Here is a 21,152-nt window from a genome sequence, read left to right as displayed (position 1 = left end):
TTTGAATCCGGTTAATGTCCAGTGAGGATTGTCAATCATCGATAAATGCGGACCTAAAACACATTGGCTTCACTGGCCAGGAGGCCGACCACTTCGGCGGTGATACTGGCGGCATCGCCTTCAAATTTCTTTCCGGCCTGGCGTGCTTCGGTGGCCATAAATTCGACGACTTCCGATTTCGGGCTGGCGACATCGTCGCTTGTGAGCCCCAGGCCGGCCAGATCCATGGATTCAATTTTCTTTTTCTTGGCCATCATGATTCCACGCAGCTGCGGCAGGCGCGGTTCATTGATGCTGTCACTTACGGTGACCACGGCGGGCAGGGCCACTTCGAGAATTTCAGTACCGGCGTCACCCAGGCGGGACACCTTTATATTCTGGTCGTCCAACGTTTCAATGGCAATCACGTTGCTCACACACGGCACGCCCAGCGCTTCGGCAAGGAGGATACCCGTCTGGCCGCTGTCCGTGTCCTGAGCCTGTTTGCCGGTAATCACCAGATCATAGGGGCCTTTTTCGAAGACCTTCTGCAGTACTTTGGCAAAAGCGAACGAATCGGCCTTGGCCAGAGCGGGATCGTCGACATGAATGCCCTGCTCAATGCCCATGGCGTATGCCTTGCGGATGATTTCGCTGTTATCGCCACCGCCGATGCTGACCAGCGTCGTTTCCGCCTTGCTGCTTTCCTTGAGCTGCACAGCGGATTCGATGGCATTCTCGTCCCAGGCATTCATCACGTACTGCAGCCCGTCTTCAACGATGGCTCCATCTTTGACGTTGATGGTCAATTCCACATCAACTACCTTTTTTAAAGTGGTGAGAATTTTCAAGTCGTCCTCCTAATCGTTGATGTTTCTTTGGTTATATTTCAAATCATGTGATGTTAGTGACCTGATTTATCCTTAAATGGAACGCATCGTTCTCGACACGGATTACCGAATTCCTTGAGTAGACCGGTAATCTGCCGGGGTCGCTTCGAAAATGGATTGTATATCTCTATGGAGAACGAATGATCTCTATATCTACCGATGCAGCCTTGTTTTGTCAAGGAAAAAATAGTTTGCCAGGAAAACCGTATGGGGCTTAAAGCCTTGCAGCTGGCTGCACCGCATGTATGACCAAATTTTATGCCGGTCAAGCCGTCGACTATTTGAAACGGATACCCAAGGCCGTCAGGACAGCATCGTCCCAAATATTAAATGTTATTCATGGTTATAAAACAGCTAAGAAGTAGCTACAAGAACTAATTAGCCACATCGAAATAACTTGTCAATAAAAATAGGTGCAGGATGACAGGCAAGTAATCGTTTTATACAATCAACAGCAGCGTACAAATGCGCAGATAGATCTCGTCCATTACGGTCCGTCGTTATCAGGATGCCGGCGTCTGCTCGCGAAGCTTGAAGCGTTGGATCTTTCCGGTCGAGGTTTTGGGAAGATCATCCACGAATTCAATGATGCGGGGATATTTGTAGGGTGCCAGTTTTTCCTTGACATGGCGTTTCAGCGCGTCGGCAAGGTCATCGCCGGCTTCCTGGCCATTTCTTAAGGCGATAAATGCTTTGGGTTTGATCAGGTCCATGGCATCTTGCATGGCCACGACCGCACATTCGGCCACCGCCGGATGGCTGAGCAGGGCGTTTTCTACTTCCAGCGGAGAGACCCAGATACCGCTGACCTTCATGGAGTCATTGGCTCGGGCGGAGTAGAAAAAATATCCGTCCTCATCAATATGTCCCATATCACCGGTACGCATCCAGCCATCGACCAGGGTCTCGGCTGTTTTGTCCGGTTTGTTCCCACTACAGCGCAAGATAGCTGTAGACAATTAAATCAAAAGCATGTATGCTTCCAATTAACAGGGCGATCAATCGAAGCTACGGCGTTGCACATTGTTCGTTCGTCGGCTTGAAAGCGGTTCTTTCCGCTGCCGTGGAGTCGCGTTTTACCGTTAACAACACCATTGCCGCTATGCAAATAGCTCAAAAACAAAATGATATTTTGCCGCCGGTTCCGCCTACGTTCAACACCGATGCAATAGCCGGAACCATAAAGGATTTTGGCCCGGCCAAAGTTGTACCCGTCAGTGGTTCGGACTGGGAACCATTGTGGGATCGATGGGTCCGTCAGCACCACTATTTAGGATATCGGCGGCTTCTGGGACATCGGCTCAAGTACTTGGCTTTTTTAAAAGACCGTCCTGTCGCTGGTTTGTCGTGGAGCGCGCCGGCATTGAAACTGTCCGCAAGAGATCGTTTTATCGGTTGGTCTCCGGAGCAACGAAAACAGCATCTGCACCAACTGGCAGCCAACAGCCGTTTTTTGATCCTGCCCTGGGTTCAGTTACATAATCTGGCATCGCATGTTTTGGCCCTCAATATCGCGCGGTTGCCTGCGGATTGGCTACGCCATTTCAGTCATCGACTCCTGCTTCTGGAAACGTTTGTCGACAACCGCTACTTTGCAGGCACCTGCTATAAAGCCGCCAACTGGCAGCACATTGGGCCTACGCAGGGCAGTACCAAACAAGGCAAAGGATATCGCTATCATGGCAACCCAAAGGAGGTTTACCTTTATGTTTTAGACCCGAACTTCAGACAAATTATCGATTGCCGACAACAGCCCGCCCTTTCGTGTGATCGCCCTTCCACCCAAACCAAAGTGGAGGCGTTGGTCATGCTTTTAGAACATTGTCGATGGCATCCGCAACTTACTGCCGATTTGAATCTCGATCCCTTTGATCTCGAAACGATTGCAAAAGAGCTCGTCGATTTTCATCAATGCTTTCATGATGCTTACGGACGCTCCGAACATCACCGTCTGGGATTAGCCTATTTTTCCGGACTCATGAGCAATGCCGAAGCCAAATCCGTGGAACCGATCGCGCTTGAATTTCTCGATCAAAAATCTGTCCGCTCCCTGCAGATGTTCATGAAGAACGGTCGTTGGGACCATGACACCATGCTGCGAGTTCATCAGGAAATGTTGGCGCCGTTGATCGCCGCCCCCGATGGAATGATTACCGTCGATCCCAGCGATTTTCCCAAAAAAGGCAAAGAATCGGTCGGTGTGGCTCGGCAGTATTGTGGTCCGTTGGGAAAAACAGAGAACTGCCAATCCGGTGTCTTTATTGGCTACTCAAGCGATAAGGGATATGGCCTGCTCAATTGCCAGTTGTATATGCCGGAAAGCTGGTTTTCTCCCGAGCAGGAAAAGCGACGCCGGTTCAACATGGTCCCCGAAGATCTCGTTTTTGAAACCAAGCAGCAGATTGCCTTAAGACTAATCAATGAGATTGTCGCAGCGAAATACTACCCTGCAAAGTGGGTCGGCGCCGATGCCGCCTTTGGCAGTGACATAGAATTTTTAAACGCCTTGCCCAAGGATCTGCTTTACTTTGCCGCAATCAAGTCCAATACCCAGGTTTTCACAAAAAAGCCAAAAGTGGGCATCCCGCCATATAAAGGGCATGGCCGTCATCCCACCAAAGAGAAAGTATTACCAGGTCAACCCAAGCCGAGAACCGTATCCGAAATCGCTAAGTCCGGTCGCCTGTCCTGGAAGACGGTCGTTGTTGCCGAGGGTGCCAAGGGACCCATCATCGCCAAGGTGGCTCGCATTCGCGTTTATATGTCTCGCGACGGATTGCCGGCAGGTGATCAACAATGGCTTTTCTTTCGACAAAACGACGATGGTAAAATCAGATACGCCATTTCCAATGCTCCCAAAAAAATTTCTCGTTCCGAAATGGTGAAAGCTTCTACTATGCGCTGGCCAATTGAACAGTGCTTTCAGGAAGGCAAAAGTCAGGTTGGCATGGATTGCTACGAACACCGTTCCTGGACCGCCTGGCATCGGCACATGACCTTCGTATTCTTGGCCTTGCACTTTATGCTGCGGATGAGATTGCGCTTTAAAAAAAACTCCGTTGTTGACGGTTCCCTTGGTTCGCAAAATACTATCTGTAGTACTTCCTCTCAGGTCGCTGAGTTCCGAGGGGATGTATGAAATTGTTCAATATCACCTGCGCCGTAATTTGATTTCGTATACGTCACACAGGAAAAAACGGATCATGTTGGCCAACTCTCATAACATCAATGTTTCGCTGTAGTGTTCCAGTATTCGGCGAAAAGGGTTTCACTGGTTACATACAATTCTCCCAGTTCACCGGTCGGCAAGACGGCTCCCATTTCATCCCGAACCTCAATGCTATAACCGGGCAGAGCCAATCCGCTGGCATTCTCTTTAACCTTTCCAGGGCGATTGGAGATATAGATGAAACCGGCCTCTGAAGATCCCAGACCATCGAGAATATCGATTCCGAACTTTTTCTTCCAGCGCTGGAAAAGCGAGCCGGGCAGGGCTTCGCCGGCCGAGATACAAAACCGCAGGCTGCCCATGTCGGGCTCCTGATCGATTTCCTCAAGATGGTTAAGCATCTGGCCGTAGGCCGTGGGAACAGAGAAGAAACCCGTGGGTTTATGCTTTTCAACCAGACCAAGAACGATTTCCGGAAGCGGGCGATCCGGATTGAGAATGACCGAGGCGCCGTAGTAAAGGGGCAGGTAGAGAGCGTTGTTGAGGCCATAGGAGAAAAAGAGTTTTGAGGAGCATAACACGCGGTCCTGGGGGGTAAACCGGACCACATGATGGCCCCAGGTTTCGACCGCATAGGCCAGGTCCTTATGAAAATGGATCACGCCTTTGGGACGACCGGTCGTGCCCGATGTGTAAAGCCAGTAAGAGTGGTCGGTCTTGGCGGTGGGGTAGACCGCCAGCTGATCGGACGCATCGTTCATCAGCTGAGACAATTCGGGCGCACCATCAACCGAATCCCCAAACACAACAACCGTTTTGAGATGCGCTGAGCCGGCGATAACGGATTTCAGCTTTTCATGGAATTCACTCTCCATAACAACGACGGATGCCTGACTGTCGCTGATGAAGTAATCCAGATCGCTTGTCGTCGCCAGCATGTTGATGGGAACCGGGACGGCACCGATTTTCATGGCCCCCAGGAAAAGGGCGATAAACTCGGGGCGATCGTGAAGCAGAATAATCACCCGGTCGCCATGCTTGACCCCCAGGTTCCCCAGCGCATTGCCAATCTGGTTGGCCATGCTTCCCAGCCGGCCATAGGAGATGATGTCATCTTTGTAGATGATCGCCGTGCGTTCGGCTTGGTTTCCTGTCAAATGCCGTTCCAGAAGCAGACTGGCCATGTTGAAGGTATCCGGCAGCTTAAATCCGCTTTCCCAAGGGCGCAACATCAAGTCTTTGACATCCATTTTTTCCTCCTGCGTTGAAGTTGTTAGGGGGCAATCGGTGCGTAACGGCGATGAACCATTGATATGCCGCTGATGGCGAAATGAAGAAAACAGAATGCATCCGTCCGGTGCCCGGTAAAATATACGGACCTTAAAAATAAAATATTGGTCTGGTTGATGGGGTTCCATATTATGAACCAACGTTTCGTTTTTTTTAAGAGACTATTAAGATGATGTATTTATGTCAAGAGATAATGGATGAAAATAAAATGAATAATATTTAACACGGCGGCTCAGTCTGTCTACTACACAAACCACCCAACGATCGAACGGATGGTTGGGGCGCTGTCACCAGGTAGGGCGGGAAGCCGTAAAAAATTAATGGCTGCAGAAATGCAAAAGGGAGCGCCGGGCAGGTTTGCCCGGCGCTCCCTTTGGCGTGAAGTTGGCAGGCCAGGAGGGACTCGAACCCCCAACACCCGGATTTGGAGTCCGGTGCTCTACCAATTCGAGCTACTGGCCTTAAACTGTGTGTCGAACAGAAAGAAAGCGCACATTAGCAGACATTTGATGATTGTTCAATAACCAAGTGCCGGCGTGTCAGGGAATCGCATTTGGATCTATTCTGATCGCTGGCTTGATCGGAAACCCAACGCCCCGATTCAATCCATGCCAAATGGTAAAATCCCAATCTCAACTGAGGGAAACATGGAAAACTTTGCGCTATTTCATGAATAGTCCTGCCTGGCAATAGCCTTTTGCGGCCAGTTGTGTTTTATTGTCAGGCAATCGCTGTACCCCTTGAAGAAAGGCCTGCAATCATGACCATACCGGCAACCATCCTCGACAGCCACGTCCACCTTGATCTGATCACCCGGCATCATCCCCAGCGGATTGCGTGGCTCAAAGCCAACCGCTGCGCGGTGGTGTCCTGGGCCTATTTTGAAAACGTTCAGTCAGTCGACCATTTTGCCGACTGCCTGGCGGCTAAGGCCGCCTGCATCCATACCCACGCGGCTGCCGGCCTGGCGTGTTACTACCTGTCCGGTGTGCATCCGCGTTCGATTCCACCGGATCTCAAACCGGAACAGATCGACGCCCTGCTGGAGAAGTCGCTTGCCGATCCGCTTTGCCTGGGGATCGGTGAGATCGGCCTTGAGACCGGCGATGCCAGGGAGAAGGAGATCCTCATTGCCCAGCTTGAAATCGGTCGCCGCATGACGGCCCATGGCAAGGTGATCGGTGTGCACACGCCCCGTGCCAACAAAGCAGCGATCACCGCGATCACGCTGGCCATGCTTGCGGACTTTGGCGACCTTTGCCAGCGGTTGGTCGTCGATCACTGCACCGCAGATACGATAAAGTCGGTTCTGGATGCCGGCTTCTGGTCCGGTGTCACGCTCAGCCCGGTTAAAACCGCATGGACAGAGATGAAGCAGATCCTGGCCAATGAATCGGCGCGCATCGGGCGGATCATGGGCAACACCGACTCGGGCAGTACGTTTTTCGAGGATGTGGTGCAGGCACGCAATAATGAGGAAATCTCCGAATCCTTGCGAGAAAAACTGTTTTTTAGCAACGCGCTGCGTTTCTATTCTCTCTGAACCGAAATTTTTCCTGCCAACCGGCTCTGGGAAATTGGCCATGGCAAAGAAAAAAACCAAACAACGATCCTTCTGGGGGCGCATTCGGCAACGGCTGATGCTTGTGGTCGGCGGCGTTTTTATCCTGACCGTGCTGGTAACCCTGCTTTTTCGGTGGGTCCCCGTGCCAACCAGTGCCTTCATGCTACGCCAGCGCCTGTCCGGCAGGGCCGTCGATTATCGCTGGGTTCCCATGGACCGGATCTCGCCCAACGCCGCCCTGGCGGTCATCGCCTCGGAGGACCAGAACTTTTTTGCCCACTGGGGAATCGATTTAAAGGCGGTTACGAACGCCATTGAGGAGAACCGGACGCGCAAGCACCCCCGGGGGGCCAGCACCATCAGCCAGCAGGTGGCCAAAAATCTTTTTCTGTGGCCGCGAGCCAGCTATGTGAGAAAAGGGATCGAGGTTTACTTTACTTTGCTGATGGAACTGCTCTGGCCAAAGGAGCGGATTCTGACGGTTTATCTGAACATTGCCGAGATGGGCCGCGGCGTGTTTGGCGTCGAGGCGGCCAGCCAGCGTTTCTATGGTCTCCCGGCCACCCGGCTGAACCGGCGCCGGGCCGCCACGCTGGCCGCGGTCCTGCCCTCACCCCGCCGCATGTCCGCCGCCCGGCCATCGGACTATGTGGTCCGGCGTACTTGGCAGATCATGGTCCAGATGGATCGGCTTGGCGGCACACGATTTCTCGAGCGGCATGGCGTTTGATAATGCTCATTTCAGTGCTTCGTTAAGATTTTTCCGGATGATTCCCAACACCGTGGCGGTGGTTTCCGGTGAGAGAATCGAACCTGCCAGTACATGTCGCCCCGGATCGCGATTGGCCCTGAAAAAAATTAATCGCTTACGGGGAGAGGGAAATCCCATAAAGCGGGCCAGGGCTAGGCTGACATTGATTATCCGGTCCCAGGGGTTGATCAGCATCAGCACCGGCATGGTGGCGACACGAAGGTCGGCCCGCCAGGATTTTTTAACCATTTGCATCATGCTGGCGACGGCACATAGCGGATAGCGCGTGGTCCAGTAGCGGGCTTGCAATCGATTGACGGCGCTGAAACAGCGCCAGCTGCCGAAAAATGCTTCGACCAACCGGAATGACGGTGGCCAGAGGGCTGCAGCAGCCATGGGATTCTTGGGCATGAAGTTGGGCGACAGCAGGATCAGCCGTTGCAGCAGGGGCGCTACCGACGGCTGTGCCGCCAGCCAGGTGGCCAGGGTGCCGCCGGTGGAGGCGCCCACGAGGATGATCCGTTCGCCGATTCGGTCTCCGATGGCCATGGCCTCCAGCCCGTCGGCCAGCCATTCTTCAACCCGGGCGGCACCCAGCGCAGTGCCGTCCTGCCCATGTCCGGCCAGTCGTGTGTAAAAGAGATTGGCACCGATCGATGCCGCCAACCGGTCGCACAAGGGCCAGGTTTCCATGCGACTGGCCGAAAAACCGTGAAGGTAAACGATGGCCAGGGGCCGTTTCTCCACCCGCCCGCCATACCAGACGATCTTTTTCTCGCAGCTTTTCCGGATCCCAGCGCATCGCGATTCGGTATTCGCCAGGTAGCCGTCCAATTGCGCCAGCCGTTGCGGTATCCTGATTGTTGAATCGGCATGCATGGCGGTCGCCCCTTCTCTTTAAGCCATGATGAACAATAAAAGTTAACAGAAACCCACGGCCTAGGTCAACGCCGGCTTGGATGGTGGACGGTTTCAACCGGTTTCGCAACAGGGCGTCAGTTCTTAAAGGCCATTGGCAGTTGCGCCGTATAGTTCAGCGGTGCATGGTCGGCAAGAAAAGCAGGCGCCTGGCCAAGGGGGCGATACGGGGTGAACCGATCAGCGTTTTTCACGATGGTCCCAGCATGGACAAAACGTGCCCGTCGGCCGGTCGGAGGAAGTTGGGTGACGATATCCCGGGGGTTGACCACATTGAAGACGGGAACTTTGGATAGGTGGCGGGCGAAAGCGGCGTCACCGATGCGTGGGGCGCCGAAGGTGTAAACGGCACGCGGCGCGTGAAGTGAAGCCGCCAGGGTCGCCAATGCCCCTCCCAGGCTGTGGCCGGTATAAAACAGTGGTTTGGTGAGGTTTCCAAGGGGAGCGGCGATAGCGTCCCAGACCGCATTGATCAAATGGCTGAATCCCCGGTGAACCATCCCGCCGGACGGCCATGGACAGAGAAGGATGTCGACGTTGAAGCGCCAGTTGCTCAGCCGGCCGGCGGTGCCGCGGAATACCAGGGCGGCAAAATCCGATGGCGCACCGCTGACGGTCTCGATTAGCGCCGCCTGAATGTGCACATGATTGAAAAAATGGCGTTCGATCAATCCGGCCCGGGCCAGGAAGTCGTTGCGCGAGAATTTGCTGGTCACACCTTCGGTTTGATCGCGGCGGTAGATCAGTCTGGAAAGCTCGGACATCCACCAGGCGTTGACCGGGCTGAATCCGTTGGCGTCGACGTTCACACCGGAGGGCTGCTCGATACCGAAAAAATCGTCCGACGCCCCCGGATTCAATAACGCCTGCCATGAGTGATCCGCTGCCATGGTCCTGGTTTCCTGATGACTGCTGCTTTATCCGGCAGCAATCCGATTGTGTTTTTGCTGCTGATGGCAATTGTCTGTAGCTTGACATACCCTGTGGAATTTGCAATAAATATAACAAATTTCCATTCAACCGTGATGTAGGCAGGAAGCTGCCTTTTTTATCTCTTTCCGTCTTTCGTGTGCCAATGGGGCGTGGTGATTATTGTACCCATAAGGGGGAAAACCAATGCTTGAACGGGTCGCCCTCTTTTCGAATCTCGAACCGCAGCAGATTGCCCGGCTGGAGTCCATCTGCTTGGAGCGGACGGTTCCGAAAAACACGCTGGTGATCAACGAGGGCGATGAGACCGATTGCCTCTATGTGCTGCTGGCGGGCAAGGCCCAGGCCTTGCGCAGTGATGATTCGGGCCGCCAGTTTGTCGTCAATCGTTTCGCGCCTGACGACTATTTCGGCGAAATGAGTCTTCTTGACCGTCGTACCCGTTGTGCTACTGTCATCACCAAAACACAGTGCATCCTGCTGATCCTGCCCCGCAAGGCGTTTTTCGATTTTGCCGATGCGCATCCCGAACTCTACCGCAATGTGATCGGTACCCTCCTGGACAAACTCAGAAAGGCCACCCAGCAAATCGAGGAACTGGCCTTTCTGGACGTCTACGGTCGCCTGGCCCGTCTGCTCACCGAAAGCCAGAATGCTGATGGAATCATCGAAGAGAAACTGACCCAGCAGGATCTTGCCGATATGGTCGGCTCATCCCGGGAAACCGTCTGCCGCATTTACAACGAACTGGTCGATGGTGGCTTTGTTGTCAAGGATAAAGGCCGCATGAGAATAAAGAAAAAACTGCCTTTCAACTTTTAATACCGTTCCCCTTCCATCGGCCGGCTGTATCGTGGCCTCTTTGTCGAACCGGCGTTTGTTCCGACAAAGTGTGAGGTCGGTCACATCATTGATCCCGCCCTGGCGTTACACTTAGTCCATAAATCAGAACCGATATGTTTCTTGTGCCCATCTGCCGGCGACCCTTTTTCAGCTACCCGTGTTATGCCCAGGATCATTCACGCACCTTTTCATGAAAGGAGCGAACCCATGAAGCTTCAATTCTTAATCAGCCAATTGATCGATCCGGAGGATACCCATCGAACCATCACGGCGGTGCGGCGTCTGTCGGCGTTTGTCGATGATTCACAGGTGATGGATGCCCTTTGCGCACTGGCGGTGCGGACCATTCGTTACTGTGTGCGCGAAGCGGTCATCGATGTACTGAAAGCCAATCCGGCCGGTGCGGGCATGCGTCTTTCGGATTATGTGCTCTGGTCAAAGATTCCATCCGTGCGCAAATGGGCCCTGGTCAGCCTGGGCTTGATGCGCTGGCGCGATGCCAAGGACGCGGTCATCAGCGGACTCTATGATCCGGATGCGTCGGTGCGTCAGGCCGCGGCCATGAGCTCCACCGGTTTATACGATGACAGCGATGTGCAGGCAGCGCTGGAACATTATTTTGCCAACCATCGTCTCGACTCGCCGCTGTCGTTCATTGCCGAGAACGCGCATACCAGGCAAGCCGGGACCCGTGGCCAGGACGATGATGAGGTTTCCACGACAACGGTTTTTATCTGAGGCTACAGGCAAGACCCCTCTTCAACCCAAAGGCACCGACCGCCGGTGACGTCCTGAACCGCGCCATTCAACGTTGCCGGAGCGGCCAATGAATTTCGCCCGTGATTTTTTTTCCTGCCGTTGAGCCAACCGAGATCTCCTTCTCCAGGATACATTTGGTTTTGCGTCCCTTCAATTAAATGCGCTTGCCCTGCATCCTCCTCAGGCCGGGCTGGATTTGTCCGGCCAACTCGCGTATAACCTGAACCCATCAAGACGGGTGAACTCTCAAGACACAAACGTTTTTTCAGGATGTTGTATGGATGACCCTCAACTGGTAGCCCTTTTCGGTGGGGCGGTTGGCCTGCTGCTGGCGGTTTTCACTACTCTGCTGGTGTGCCGTTCCCGCTGCCGGGCACGGCTGGCCAGCGAGGTGCGGTTTGCCGGGCTGGAAAAACAGGGGCTGGAAGACCGGCTGGCTGAATTGCGCCGGCAATGGGACGTGACGCGGCAGGAACAGGCGGCACTCCAATCGGAGAATATCGATCTGCAAAAGCGGCTCGCCGAGCTGAACGTGCGTCTTGAGGCCGAACGCTCGCAGGCCCAGGAAAAAATTGCCCTGTTAAACGATGCCCGCGAGCGCCTGAACGCTGAATTCAGACTTCTGGCCGAGCGTATCCTGGAGGAAAAGGGGCGAACCTTTGCCGACCTCAACAAAACCCAGATGGATGGACTGATCAATCCCCTGCGTCAGCAGTTGGGTGATTTTAAAACACGGGTGGAAGATGTCTACGACAAGGAATCCCGCGACCGCGCCGCGTTGTTCAACGAGATTGCCCATCTGAAACATCTCAACGAACGCATTGACCAGGACGCCCTCAACCTGACCAACGCTCTCAAAGGCGATGTAAAAACCCTGGGCAACTGGGGCGAGGTAATGCTGGAGCGGATTCTGGAAGCGTCCGGACTGGAAAAGGGCAGGGGATACGACACCCAGGTGAGTCTGACGGGCAGCGGCGGCAACCGTTTCCAGCCGGATGTGATCGTCCGGCTGCCCGAGGGCCGGGATATTGTCGTGGACGCCAAGGTCTCCCTCAAGGCTTATGAGCGCTACCATGCCGCCACCGATGAATCGATCCGGGCCTCTGCATTGAAGGACCATCTGGCATCGCTGCGCAGCCACATCAAGGGGCTTGGCGAAAAACACTACGAAGATCTGGACGGTATCCAGACCCTCGATTTTGTACTGATGTTCGTGCCCGTGGAAGCGGCCTTTTTAACGGCGCTGGACCATGACCGTGCGTTGTTTAGCGAGGCTTTTGGAAAGAATGTGATTTTGGTTTCGCCGTCGACCCTGCTGGTCACCCTGCGGACCGTTCACAACATCTGGCGTTTTGCTGACCAGAATCAGAACGCCATGGAGATCGCCCGCCGGGCCGGTGGCCTGTACGACAAGTTCATCGGCTTTATCGAGGCCCTGGAGGAGGTGGGCCGGCAGCTTGATCGGGCCCGGGCCGCTTATCGCACGGCCCGCGATCGCCTCTCCACCGGGCGGGGGAACCTGGTGCGGCGGGCCGAGCAGCTCAGGGCGCTGGGCGTGAAAACCAACAAAAGTTTGCCGGATGCCTACGCGGCGGAGGTATTGCCGGCCACTGACGAAAACGACATGGATGAACAGGGAAACGCCAATGTTCAGAAAACAAAGTGACCTGACCTATCGCCAACTCATCGACGGTGTCCAGCTGGCCACCCTGGTTCACGGAGAGAAAACCCTCATGGGGCGCTTTAAACTGGCCCGGGGCAGCGTTCTTCCCGAGCACCGCCACTCCCATGAACAGACCGGTCTGCTGATTTCCGGCCGCATCGTCCTCACCATCGACGGCACCGACCACGCGGCGGGACCGGGCGACAGCTGGTGTGTCGGCAGCGATGTGCCCCATTCGGCCCGGGCCCTCGAGAATTCGGAGGCGCTGGAGGTGTTTTCCCCGGTTCGGGAGGACTATCTGGAGTAATGCGATGCAACCACCTGTCACGCCGCCTCAGCCAAAAAAACGCGCTGAACCGGATTCACCCGCTGCAGTCGACCCGGTAAGCACCCAAATCGATCCCGATCGCTGCATCGGTTGCGGCCTGTGTCTTGCCGTGTGCCCCCAGGAGACGTTGGCCATCGCCGATGGCAAGGCGGTCGTTCGCGGAGACATGTCGATGGGTTGCGACCACTGTGGGGCCGTCTGTCCCACCGAGGCCATTCGGGTGAACGCGGTGGACCCCGCCCAGTTTGAATTTCAAACCTTCCGCGCCGATTCCCGCTGGCTGCCCCATGGTCATTTTGATACAGCAGCACTGGTCAACCTGATGGCGTCGCGGCGTTCCTGCCGCAATTTTTCCGCGCAGCCGGTCGACCGGGCGCTGTTGGAGGATCTGGTCAAGGTGGGGATTACCGCGCCGTCGGGATCCAACTGTCAGCCATGGACCTTTACCCTCCTGCCGGACCGGGCGATGGTCGACCGACTGGGCCGCCGGATCGGTGATTTTTTCCGCAAAACCAATCAACTGGCCGAAAAGAGCTGGCTGCGCCATATTTTAAAATGGATCGGCAAACCCGAACTGGACACCTATTACCGGCAGCATTACGCTACTGTTCAGCGCGGATTGGCCGCCCATGCCAACGACGGCCGGGATCTTCTTTTTCATGGTGCCACGGCAGGGATGGTGGTGGCTGCGGAAAACGATGCCTCATGTCCGGCCGAAGATGCCCTGCTGGCCACCGGCAATATTCTCCTGGCCGCCCACGCCATGGGGCTGGGCACCTGCCTGATCGGCTTTGCCATTGAAGCCATGCGGCGGGATCGATCGATTGTGCGCCTGCTCGGGATTCCGGATTATGAGACGCCCTATGCCGTGATTGCCCTGGGGTGGCCCGCGGAGACCTATCAGCGCGTGGCCTGGCGAAAACCGGTGACGATCCGTTTCTAACCGCGGGCAGGGTATCCTTATCCTCGTTGTCTGGTGGTGTCTGTTTTCTCTCCATGTTCAACCCCTTCCCTGGCCATTCTTACATGCCTGCGGCCGAATGGAATACCGAGCTTTTTCATCCTTTTTCGCAATGTGGAAGGATTAATATTCAACAACCGGGCAGCACCTTTGTCGCCTTCAACCCGGCCGTTGCACATCTTTAACACTTTACCAATGTGACCGGCCATGACGGCGTCCAATTCAAGACGTTCGTCTTGACTTGATTCGCAGGGGGGGGGCGGCACCGGTTTAAATTTATTGCTTTTTATGTTCAGGTCGTCGAATGAAAGCACACCTCCCTTGCAGACAATGAGCTCGCGTTCGATGGCGTTTTCAAGCTCTCGCGCATTGCCCGGCCAAGTGTACTGTAGCAATCGGTCGAGGGCCCCAGGTGAGAGTGTGGGCTTGACAAATAACTTCATTTCCCGTGATTTTTTCTGAATAAAATGCTGAACCAGCGCTGGGATATCTTCTCGTCGATGGCGCAAGGGTGGGATGGCAATGGGGAACACCCGCAGGCGGAAATAGAGATCCTTCCGGAATGTGCTTTGGTTCAGCATTCTTTCCAGGTTACGGTGGGTGGCGGCGATGACCCGTATATCGATTCGGATCGTTTCTGAGCCTCCCACCCGTTCAATTTCTTTTTCCTGTATCACCCGCAGCAGACGAACCTGGGCCTCAAGCGGCAATTCTCCGATTTCATCCAGAAATACCGTCCCCCTGTGGGCGCGCTCAAATCGCCCACGTTTGCGTGTAAAGGCACCGGTAAACGCACCCTTTTCATGGCCAAACAGCTCACTGTCCATGAGCGTGTCCGGAATGGCGCCACAGTTGACCCGAATCATGGGCCCATTGCTGCGAGGGGATAAGTTGTGGATGGCATTGGCCAGGACCTCCTTGCCCACGCCGGTCTCTCCCAGAAGCAAGACCGGACTTTCAAGGGGGGCGACCTGGCGCACCATGTCCATGATCCCTTTCAATCCCAAATCAGCGCCCACTACCGCTTGGCCGGTGATTTTCTGCATTTCATCCTGGAAATAGCGGTTATCGTCGGCCAGCTTATCCCGAAGAGTTTGTAGTTCCCGGTAGCGCAGGCTGTTGGCCAAGGCGATGGAAAATGGTTCGTTGAGTAAAGAGAGCAGTTGGACATGGTGGCGGTTGAATTTGATGTCGGGTTCGCTGAATACGGACACGGTACCAACGAAATTGCCTTCCAGAGCCAGATCAAGCAGCAATCCGGAAAGGTCACCGGTGACGCCCAGTTGCCGAACCACCGGACCGGCCACGGCATCTTCGACCATTCGCTCGACCAGCTTGGTACGAAAAGAACGCTGGTCTTCCACCTGTTGCCGGCCCCTGGTGTCCAGTGGTGTCCGCAGCGCCATGGCCTGGCTGTTTTGCGTGGTGGCCATGGCGATCGTTTCCACAATGCCCAGCGCACGATCATAGACGTGAAAACAAAGCCGCGTGGCCGGAAGAAAGCGCGACAGGTATTGAAGGCATCGTTGCATGGCCTTTTCGATATCCAGGCTACCGCAAATTCTTAGCGTGGCTTCACGGAAAAAGACGCTTTCATTGATGTTCATGGCGGGTCCTTTCTATTTCTGGACTATTTGCCAGATTAGTCAATATCTGGCAAATAGTCCAGAAATAACCTTGCTATGGCGCAGTAAGTTGTCAAAATAATCGCAACTATCTTGTTTTATAGTAAATATCAACATGGCATGGTCTCTGCTTTCCTCCCAGCCTATCAATCATTTAATGCTTCGATCTTCATTGCTACCCAATAAAGGAGCCCAACATGAAAAACGTTGTCATTGTAAGTGCCTGCCGGACTGCCATCGGCGCCTTCGGCGGAACCCTAAAAAGCCTCAATGGGGCCACGTTGGCCGCCATCACCATGAAAGAGGCCGTTAAACGGGCGGGCATCGCCTCCGAGGCGATCGATGATGTCCGCTACGGTTGCTGTCTGGAACATCACGATACGCTGAATGTGGCCCGGGTCGCAGCGTTGATGGCGGGGATACCGGATAGCGTCCCGGCGGTTACCATCAACCGCGTATGCATCTCCGGTATGGAAGCGGTAATCTCCGGCGCGGCCATGATCCAGGCCGGCATGGCCGATGTCATCCTTGCCGGTGGTGTGGAGCATATGTCCGGTGTGCCCTATGCCGTACCGTGTGCCCGTTGGGGAGGACGGCTTCAGGATCAAACCTTTGTGGATGCAATGATCCATGCGCTGCACTGCGGTTCGCATCTTTTGCCGCTGTCCGAAGATGCCCCCCTGGATACGACCATGGCTCCGGCCAATGCATATATCGGCAAACCATTTATCATGGGTCATACCGCCGAGTTTGTGGCCCAGAAACTGGGGATCAGCCGCCAGGAGATGGACGAGGTCGCCTTGCGTAGCCAAAACAATGCCGAAAGGGCCACCAATGACGGTTCGTTTGCCGAAGAAATCGTGGCCGTGCCGGTGCCGCGGCGCAAGCAGGATCCTTTTTTGTTTGATAAAGACGAACATTTTCGACCCGGGTTGACCATGGAACAATTGAGTAAATTACCACCGGCCTTTGTTCCCAAAACGGGGACTGTCACCGCTGGCAACGCCAGCGGTATCAACGATGGGTCAGCAGCCATGGTGATCATGTCAGAGGATAAGGCAGAAGAACTCGCTTTGCGGCCCATGGCTCGCATCCGTGCTGTGGGCAAAGGCGCCTGTCATCCGTCCATCATGGGGCTTTCACCGGTACCGGCCGTGCATGATCTGATGAATCGAAGCGGACTAAGCATCGTTGACTTTGAACTGGCGGAAGTCAACGAAGCCTTTGCCTCCCAATACATCGGCTGCGAGCGGGAACTCGGGTTAAACCGTGAGATCACCAATATTAATGGATCAGGTATCGGCCTGGGGCATCCGGTCGGGGCAACCGGATGCCGGATTATGGTCACGTTGATGCATGCGATGAAAAAACACGGCAAGGCGTTGGGATTGGCCACGCTGTGCGGCGGCGGCGGCGTATCCATGGCCTGTGCGATCGAAATGATTTAAACCGAAATTACAATAAATAGGGAGAAAAGAACATGGCACAGCTGGTTGTAGAACGAAGAGATGTGGATTTTGTGCTTCACGAGCAGTTGGAGGTCGAAAAGTTAAGCAAGCATGAGAAGTTCGCCGATTTTAATCGGAAGACGGTCGACCTGATTATTTCCGAGGCCCGGTCCCTGGCCATTAAAGAGATGTTGCCCGCGTTGAAGCTCGGGGATGAGGAAGGCTGCCGGTTTGAAAACGGAACGGTTACCGTACCGGAGGCATTCCAAAGGCTATATGACCTTCTCAAAGAAGGCGAATGGATTGCCATGTGTGATGATCCCCAATGGGGCGGTCAGGGGATGCCCACCACGGTTTCATTGGCCGCGATGAATTACTTTGACGGGGCCAATTACCCCTTTATGCTCCACACGATTCTTTTGCATGGTGCCGCCAAGCTGGTGGAAACCTTTGGCACGGAAAAGCAGAAAGCGCTTTATTTGAAGAAAATGTTAAGCGGCGAGTGGGGCGGCACCATGCTGCTCACGGAACCGGAGGCCGGTTCGGACGTGGGCGCGTTAACCACCGCTGCCGTGAAAAATGACGACGGTACCTATACCATCAGCGGTAGCAAGATTTTTATTTCCGCAGGAGAAAATGATCTTGTTGAAAACATTGTCCATCCGGTTTTGGCCCGGATCGAGGGTGCACCGGCGGGAACTGATGGCATCTCACTGTTTCTCGTACCCAAAATCTGTGTCAACGATGACGGCAGTCTGGGCGACCGCAATGATGTGGTTTGCACCGGCATCGAAGAAAAAATGGGTATTCACGCCAGTCCCACATGTTCCCTGACGCTGGGCGGTAAAGGCAACTGCCGCGGCACACTACTGGGAAAGGAAAACAAGGGGATGCGGGCCATGTTCGTGATGATGAATGAAGCCCGCCTCGAGGTGGGCATGCAAGGATTGGGGTGCGCCTCCGCCTCCTACTTGAATGCCCTGGCTTACGCCCGGGAGCGGATTCAAGGCCGGAGCCTGCAGGCCACCAGCAAAGAGGCGCCCCCCGTGCCGATTATCCAGCATCCGGACGTTCGGCGCATGCTGCTTTCGATGAAGGCCTATACGGAAGGCATGCGCAGCATCATCTATTACATCGGCTGGTGTGAGGATCAAATCCGCACCAGCAGCGATGCGGACGAAAAACAAAAATACCAGGGCCTGATCGATGTGCTCACACCCATTGGCAAGGGGTATGTGACCGACAAGTCTTTCGAGGTGTGCAACCAGGGGGTCCAAATCTTCGGCGGATACGGCTACACCAAAGAATATCCCCAGGAGCAGCTGTTGCGTGACTGCAAGATCACCCACCTCTACGAAGGCACCAACGGCATCCAGGCCATGGATCTTTTGGGTCGCAAGCTGGGGCTGAATAAAGGCCAGTCGTATAAGGATCTGATCAAAGAGATGCGGGATATGGCTGAAACCGCAAAAACCGTCGGCGGTTTGGAAACACTTGCCGCGGACGTGGAGAAAGCGATCAACAAACTGGAAGAAACGGCGTTGTCCATCGGCAGTACCGCCCGGTCCGAAAATATGATGAGCGCATTCGCGCATGCCTACAGCTTCATGGAGGTCACCGGAGATACGGTTATGGCGTGGATGCTCTTGTGGCGGGCTGTCCTGGCGACCCGCAAGCTATCTGATGGTGCCAAGAAAAAAGATCTGAATTTCTATGACGGTCAAGTGAAAAGCGCCCGGTATTTTATAAAATCCGTGCTTCCGTTAACGTTAGCCAAGGCCGACATCATTATTGCCGGTGACGATACGGTGATGCAAATATCCGAAGATGCTTTTGGCAGTAAGTAAGAAGCATCTCAATGAAAACTGCGATCATATCACCGGCAAGTTACACCATCTTGGGGATTCCGACAGTTATTTTTTCAGTATTGATCCCGATCATCGGTGTCGCCGTTTTCACTTATATCATTACTATTCGCATGGCGCCGCTGGTCAAGGCGGCGCCTGACTACGGTTCGACCGGATTCCTCTAAAAAGTGTAGGTCCTATTACATAATAACAAGGAAAAATATTAAAGATGAATTTTAGAAATGAATATCTTCGAAAACTGACATCTGCACAAGAAGCGGTTCAGATGGTGAAATCAGGAGATCGTATTTTCTATGGAGAATTTGCACTTTTCCCCGAATCCTTGGATGAAGCTTTGGCAGAAAGAATAAATGACTTAAAAGATATCTATTTATCAGGTGTTTGTGCTACCAAAATGCCAAAAGTTGTTGAGCAAGATCCTAATAGGAGACATGTTATCTTTAACGATTGGCACTTCGGCGGTGTCTCCCGTTCGCTTTATAAGAAGGGCTTGGTTAGCTATATTCCCTTAACATATCACCAAGGACCACGCATTATCCGTAAGTATCACGACGTTGATGTGACATTTTTGTGTGTCGGACCAATGGATAAGCACGGAGTAAGCGTTCACGGGGTATATTGGGCGCTCAATCCGGCGCACTTTTTTCGCTCCGCTAACCTCTCGTAATTTCAATATTTTTATACAAAATCAATAACTTATTGAAATAATTAAAAATATCTAGACTTTCCATTTCTAGTATGCTATCGTGCTTTTCATGAAGCCCGATAGACCCATTTCAGATGCCGATTGGCAAGCTACTGCTGAACCGGTACGCCAGTACATCGTTTCTTTGGAAGATGAGCTGCGGGCGATTAAAACTCAAAACGACAAGCTGGAGAAAAACAACGAGAAGCTTGAAAAGCAAAAACGCCAAAACTCGACCAACTCCAGCAAACCGCCCTCATCCGATCCGCCCTATAACAAACCCAAACGCGAAAAGCCCAAAGGCGAACGCAAGCCGGGCGGACAAAAAGGACACCCGGGGCATGGGCAAATGCTGCTAACGCCCAACAATACTCAAAATGTGATGCCCGAGTGCTGCGGTTGCGGTCTCCATTCATCGGATTGGGATAATCTGCGACCCTTTCATACTCACCAACATATCGAATTGCCTGAAATCGAGATGGACATCACCCATTTTGTTCTGCACCAAGGTCAATGCCCTGGGTGCGGCAAGATTGTCAAAGCACAGGTTCCGGAGGCGTTTAGCACCGGCTACGGCCCGCGGTTTTGTGCGTTTATCGCCGAACTGAGTGGTATCAAGGCCATGAGTCGGAGAAATGTGCAGCAACTGGTCCACTCCGTGTTTGATATCAAAATCGCCACCGGCACGATCCAAAAGGTTATCGACCGCGCTTCCGAGGCCATTGCCTCCACCTATGAGCGTATCGGCCAGGTGGCCCGCAGCAGTGAGTGCAACTTCATCGATGAAACCAGTTGGTTTAAAAAGCACAATCTGCAATGGCTCTGGGTAATGGTCAATACGATGGTGGCCTTTTTCCGCATCGATCCGAAAAGATCCAAACAGGCCTTTCTCGAACTGATCGCCGACTGGAAAGGCATCTTGATCAGCGATGGTTATCGCCTTTATTGCAAATGGGTCCATGGCCGGCAAACCTGCCTGGCCCATTTGATCCGAAAGGCCAAGGCGTTAATCGAGAGTAGAAAACTCAACGAAAGGCGAGGCGGCAAGTTAATCTTGGCACATTTGAATACCCTGATCGAATTTTCAAAAAACAAACCGCCACCTTTAAAATGGGAGCGTTTTTATAACTCCTTGTTGCTCATCCTCAGCCTTTTTGAAGACGACACCGACGGTGCCGGTCGCCTGGCCAGGCAAATAATACGAGAAATTGACGCATTGTGGACCTTTCTCGAACATGATGGCGTCGAACCCACCAACAACCGTGCCGAACGCTCTCTGCGCTTTGGCGTGCTATGGCGCAAATGTAGTCTGGGAACGCAAAGCGACAAAGGCAACCGCTGGGTCGAACGAATCTTGTCTGTAAAAGAAACCTGCCGACTGAGAGATAAAGCCACATTTCCGTTTATAGTCGAATGCCTGGAATGTTACTTTGCAGGCATCTCTGTTGATGTGAGTTGGATCTAAGCCTCTCTTCAGCTAA

At 53.8% G+C, this 21,152-nt stretch carries 19 protein-coding genes and 1 tRNA gene; 13 read left to right on the top strand and 7 right to left on the bottom strand.

The window, feature by feature from the left end:
* Nucleotides 1–53: 53 nt before the first annotated feature.
* The gene (locus tag GN112_RS09445) at nucleotides 54–830 is read right to left on the bottom strand and encodes an electron transfer flavoprotein subunit beta/FixA family protein (RefSeq protein WP_155309982.1); all 777 of its coding nucleotides are present in this window, start codon (nucleotides 828–830) and stop codon (nucleotides 54–56) included.
* A 542-nt stretch (nucleotides 831–1,372) separates the two neighbouring features.
* Nucleotides 1,373–1,828, bottom strand: coding sequence for an AMP-binding enzyme (locus GN112_RS09440; RefSeq protein WP_155309981.1), 456 nt, complete (start codon nucleotides 1,826–1,828; stop codon nucleotides 1,373–1,375).
* A 17-nt stretch (nucleotides 1,829–1,845) separates the two neighbouring features.
* On the opposite strand from GN112_RS09440, the gene GN112_RS09435 reads away from it, so the two are divergent.
* A complete protein-coding gene (locus tag GN112_RS09435; protein WP_155309980.1) occupies nucleotides 1,846–4,008 on the top strand; it encodes an IS701 family transposase in 2,163 nt (720 codons plus the stop codon).
* An 86-nt stretch (nucleotides 4,009–4,094) separates the two neighbouring features.
* Here GN112_RS09435 and GN112_RS09430 read toward each other — a convergent pair whose 3' ends face one another.
* Entirely contained in the window at nucleotides 4,095–5,288 is a 1,194-nt protein-coding gene (locus GN112_RS09430; protein ID WP_162458859.1) for an AMP-binding protein, read from the bottom strand.
* 425 nt (nucleotides 5,289–5,713) lie between these two features.
* Nucleotides 5,714–5,790: transfer RNA gene (locus tag GN112_RS09425), tRNA-Trp, on the bottom strand.
* Between the two features lie 298 nt (nucleotides 5,791–6,088).
* Between GN112_RS09425 and GN112_RS09420 the strand changes: the two genes are divergently transcribed.
* Together GN112_RS09420 and mtgA are read left to right on the top strand one after the other, a co-directional pair.
* The gene (locus tag GN112_RS09420) at nucleotides 6,089–6,871 is read left to right on the top strand and encodes a TatD family hydrolase (protein WP_155309978.1); all 783 of its coding nucleotides are present in this window, start codon (nucleotides 6,089–6,091) and stop codon (nucleotides 6,869–6,871) included.
* A gap of 40 nt (nucleotides 6,872–6,911) precedes the next feature.
* Nucleotides 6,912–7,622 (top strand): monofunctional biosynthetic peptidoglycan transglycosylase, encoded by a 711-nt coding sequence (mtgA, locus tag GN112_RS09415; protein WP_197743300.1) that lies wholly within the window; start codon nucleotides 6,912–6,914, stop codon nucleotides 7,620–7,622.
* A gap of 6 nt (nucleotides 7,623–7,628) precedes the next feature.
* Here mtgA and GN112_RS09410 read toward each other — a convergent pair whose 3' ends face one another.
* Together GN112_RS09410 and GN112_RS09405 are read right to left on the bottom strand one after the other, a co-directional pair.
* The gene (locus tag GN112_RS09410; protein ID WP_155309976.1) at nucleotides 7,629–8,522 is read right to left on the bottom strand and encodes an alpha/beta hydrolase; all 894 of its coding nucleotides are present in this window, start codon (nucleotides 8,520–8,522) and stop codon (nucleotides 7,629–7,631) included.
* A gap of 116 nt (nucleotides 8,523–8,638) precedes the next feature.
* Entirely contained in the window at nucleotides 8,639–9,451 is an 813-nt protein-coding gene (locus GN112_RS09405) for a lipase family protein (protein WP_155309975.1), read from the bottom strand.
* A gap of 226 nt (nucleotides 9,452–9,677) precedes the next feature.
* Here GN112_RS09405 and GN112_RS09400 point away from each other — a divergent pair, with 226 nt between their 5' ends.
* The 5 genes from GN112_RS09400 to GN112_RS09380 all read left to right on the top strand — a co-directional run bounded on the left by GN112_RS09400 (nucleotide 9,678) and on the right by GN112_RS09380 (nucleotide 14,027).
* Nucleotides 9,678–10,313, top strand: a complete 636-nt coding sequence (locus GN112_RS09400; RefSeq protein ID WP_155309974.1) for a Crp/Fnr family transcriptional regulator — start codon at nucleotides 9,678–9,680, stop codon at nucleotides 10,311–10,313.
* A 228-nt stretch (nucleotides 10,314–10,541) separates the two neighbouring features.
* Nucleotides 10,542–11,072 carry a HEAT repeat domain-containing protein gene (locus GN112_RS09395; protein ID WP_155309973.1) on the top strand — a complete coding sequence of 177 codons (531 nt, stop codon included), beginning with the start codon at nucleotides 10,542–10,544 and terminating at the stop codon, nucleotides 11,070–11,072.
* 298 nt (nucleotides 11,073–11,370) lie between these two features.
* The gene (locus tag GN112_RS09390) at nucleotides 11,371–12,759 is read left to right on the top strand and encodes a DNA recombination protein RmuC (RefSeq protein WP_155309972.1); all 1,389 of its coding nucleotides are present in this window, start codon (nucleotides 11,371–11,373) and stop codon (nucleotides 12,757–12,759) included.
* The gene (locus GN112_RS09385) at nucleotides 12,740–13,063 is read left to right on the top strand and encodes a cupin domain-containing protein (RefSeq protein WP_155309971.1); all 324 of its coding nucleotides are present in this window, start codon (nucleotides 12,740–12,742) and stop codon (nucleotides 13,061–13,063) included. Before GN112_RS09390 ends, GN112_RS09385 begins: the two co-directional genes overlap by 20 nt.
* 4 nt (nucleotides 13,064–13,067) lie before the next feature.
* The gene (locus GN112_RS09380; protein WP_155309970.1) at nucleotides 13,068–14,027 is read left to right on the top strand and encodes a nitroreductase family protein; all 960 of its coding nucleotides are present in this window, start codon (nucleotides 13,068–13,070) and stop codon (nucleotides 14,025–14,027) included.
* A 17-nt stretch (nucleotides 14,028–14,044) separates the two neighbouring features.
* On the opposite strand, the gene GN112_RS09375 is transcribed toward GN112_RS09380, so the two are convergent.
* Nucleotides 14,045–15,652, bottom strand: coding sequence for a sigma-54 interaction domain-containing protein (locus GN112_RS09375; protein WP_155309969.1), 1,608 nt, complete (start codon nucleotides 15,650–15,652; stop codon nucleotides 14,045–14,047).
* A 215-nt stretch (nucleotides 15,653–15,867) separates the two neighbouring features.
* On the opposite strand from GN112_RS09375, the gene GN112_RS09370 reads away from it, so the two are divergent.
* The 5 genes from GN112_RS09370 (at nucleotide 15,868) to tnpC (ending at nucleotide 21,136) form a co-directional block, all read left to right on the top strand.
* The gene (locus GN112_RS09370; RefSeq protein WP_155309968.1) at nucleotides 15,868–17,118 is read left to right on the top strand and encodes a thiolase family protein; all 1,251 of its coding nucleotides are present in this window, start codon (nucleotides 15,868–15,870) and stop codon (nucleotides 17,116–17,118) included.
* 32 nt (nucleotides 17,119–17,150) lie between these two features.
* Nucleotides 17,151–18,965, top strand: coding sequence for an acyl-CoA dehydrogenase (locus GN112_RS09365; protein ID WP_155309967.1), 1,815 nt, complete (start codon nucleotides 17,151–17,153; stop codon nucleotides 18,963–18,965).
* 11 nt (nucleotides 18,966–18,976) lie between these two features.
* Nucleotides 18,977–19,150: a hypothetical protein gene (locus GN112_RS09360; protein WP_155309966.1), complete on the top strand. Its 174-nt coding sequence runs from the start codon at nucleotides 18,977–18,979 to the stop codon at nucleotides 19,148–19,150.
* A gap of 44 nt (nucleotides 19,151–19,194) precedes the next feature.
* Nucleotides 19,195–19,653 carry a hypothetical protein gene (locus GN112_RS09355; protein WP_155309965.1) on the top strand — a complete coding sequence of 153 codons (459 nt, stop codon included), beginning with the start codon at nucleotides 19,195–19,197 and terminating at the stop codon, nucleotides 19,651–19,653.
* Between the two features lie 88 nt (nucleotides 19,654–19,741).
* Nucleotides 19,742–21,136 (top strand): IS66 family transposase, encoded by a 1,395-nt coding sequence (gene tnpC / locus GN112_RS09350; protein WP_155308543.1) that lies wholly within the window; start codon nucleotides 19,742–19,744, stop codon nucleotides 21,134–21,136.
* Nucleotides 21,137–21,152: the final 16 nt, after the last annotated feature.

The organism is Desulfosarcina ovata subsp. ovata (assembly GCF_009689005.1).
GTDB lineage: Bacteria > Desulfobacterota > Desulfobacteria > Desulfobacterales > Desulfosarcinaceae > Desulfosarcina > Desulfosarcina ovata.
The sequence above is the reverse complement of the archived record's forward strand: the minus strand, read 5'-3'. Positions and strand labels throughout refer to the sequence as shown.

Bases quoted from the DNA above. Each gene is read 5' to 3' on its own strand.
- GN112_RS09380 (WP_155309970.1), top strand. From the start codon at position 13,068: ATGCAACCACCTGTCACGCCGCCTCAGCCAAAAAAACGCGCTGAACCG.
- GN112_RS09360 (WP_155309966.1), top strand. From the start codon at position 18,977: ATGAAAACTGCGATCATATCACCGGCAAGTTACACCATCTTGGGGATT.
- GN112_RS09375 (WP_155309969.1), bottom strand. From the start codon at position 15,652: ATGAACATCAATGAAAGCGTCTTTTTCCGTGAAGCCACGCTAAGAATT.
- GN112_RS09395 (WP_155309973.1), top strand. From the start codon at position 10,542: ATGAAGCTTCAATTCTTAATCAGCCAATTGATCGATCCGGAGGATACC.
- GN112_RS09390 (WP_155309972.1), top strand. From the start codon at position 11,371: ATGGATGACCCTCAACTGGTAGCCCTTTTCGGTGGGGCGGTTGGCCTG.
- GN112_RS09400 (WP_155309974.1), top strand. From the start codon at position 9,678: ATGCTTGAACGGGTCGCCCTCTTTTCGAATCTCGAACCGCAGCAGATT.
- GN112_RS09385 (WP_155309971.1), top strand. From the start codon at position 12,740: ATGTTCAGAAAACAAAGTGACCTGACCTATCGCCAACTCATCGACGGT.
- GN112_RS09365 (WP_155309967.1), top strand. From the start codon at position 17,151: ATGGCACAGCTGGTTGTAGAACGAAGAGATGTGGATTTTGTGCTTCAC.
- GN112_RS09420 (WP_155309978.1), top strand. From the start codon at position 6,089: ATGACCATACCGGCAACCATCCTCGACAGCCACGTCCACCTTGATCTG.
- mtgA (WP_197743300.1), top strand. From the start codon at position 6,912: ATGGCAAAGAAAAAAACCAAACAACGATCCTTCTGGGGGCGCATTCGG.
- GN112_RS09410 (WP_155309976.1), bottom strand. From the start codon at position 8,522: ATGCATGCCGATTCAACAATCAGGATACCGCAACGGCTGGCGCAATTG.
- tnpC (WP_155308543.1), top strand. From the start codon at position 19,742: ATGAAGCCCGATAGACCCATTTCAGATGCCGATTGGCAAGCTACTGCT.
- GN112_RS09355 (WP_155309965.1), top strand. From the start codon at position 19,195: ATGAATTTTAGAAATGAATATCTTCGAAAACTGACATCTGCACAAGAA.
- GN112_RS09430 (WP_162458859.1), bottom strand. From the start codon at position 5,288: ATGGATGTCAAAGACTTGATGTTGCGCCCTTGGGAAAGCGGATTTAAG.
- GN112_RS09435 (WP_155309980.1), top strand. From the start codon at position 1,846: ATGCTTCCAATTAACAGGGCGATCAATCGAAGCTACGGCGTTGCACAT.
- GN112_RS09370 (WP_155309968.1), top strand. From the start codon at position 15,868: ATGAAAAACGTTGTCATTGTAAGTGCCTGCCGGACTGCCATCGGCGCC.
- GN112_RS09405 (WP_155309975.1), bottom strand. From the start codon at position 9,451: ATGGCAGCGGATCACTCATGGCAGGCGTTATTGAATCCGGGGGCGTCG.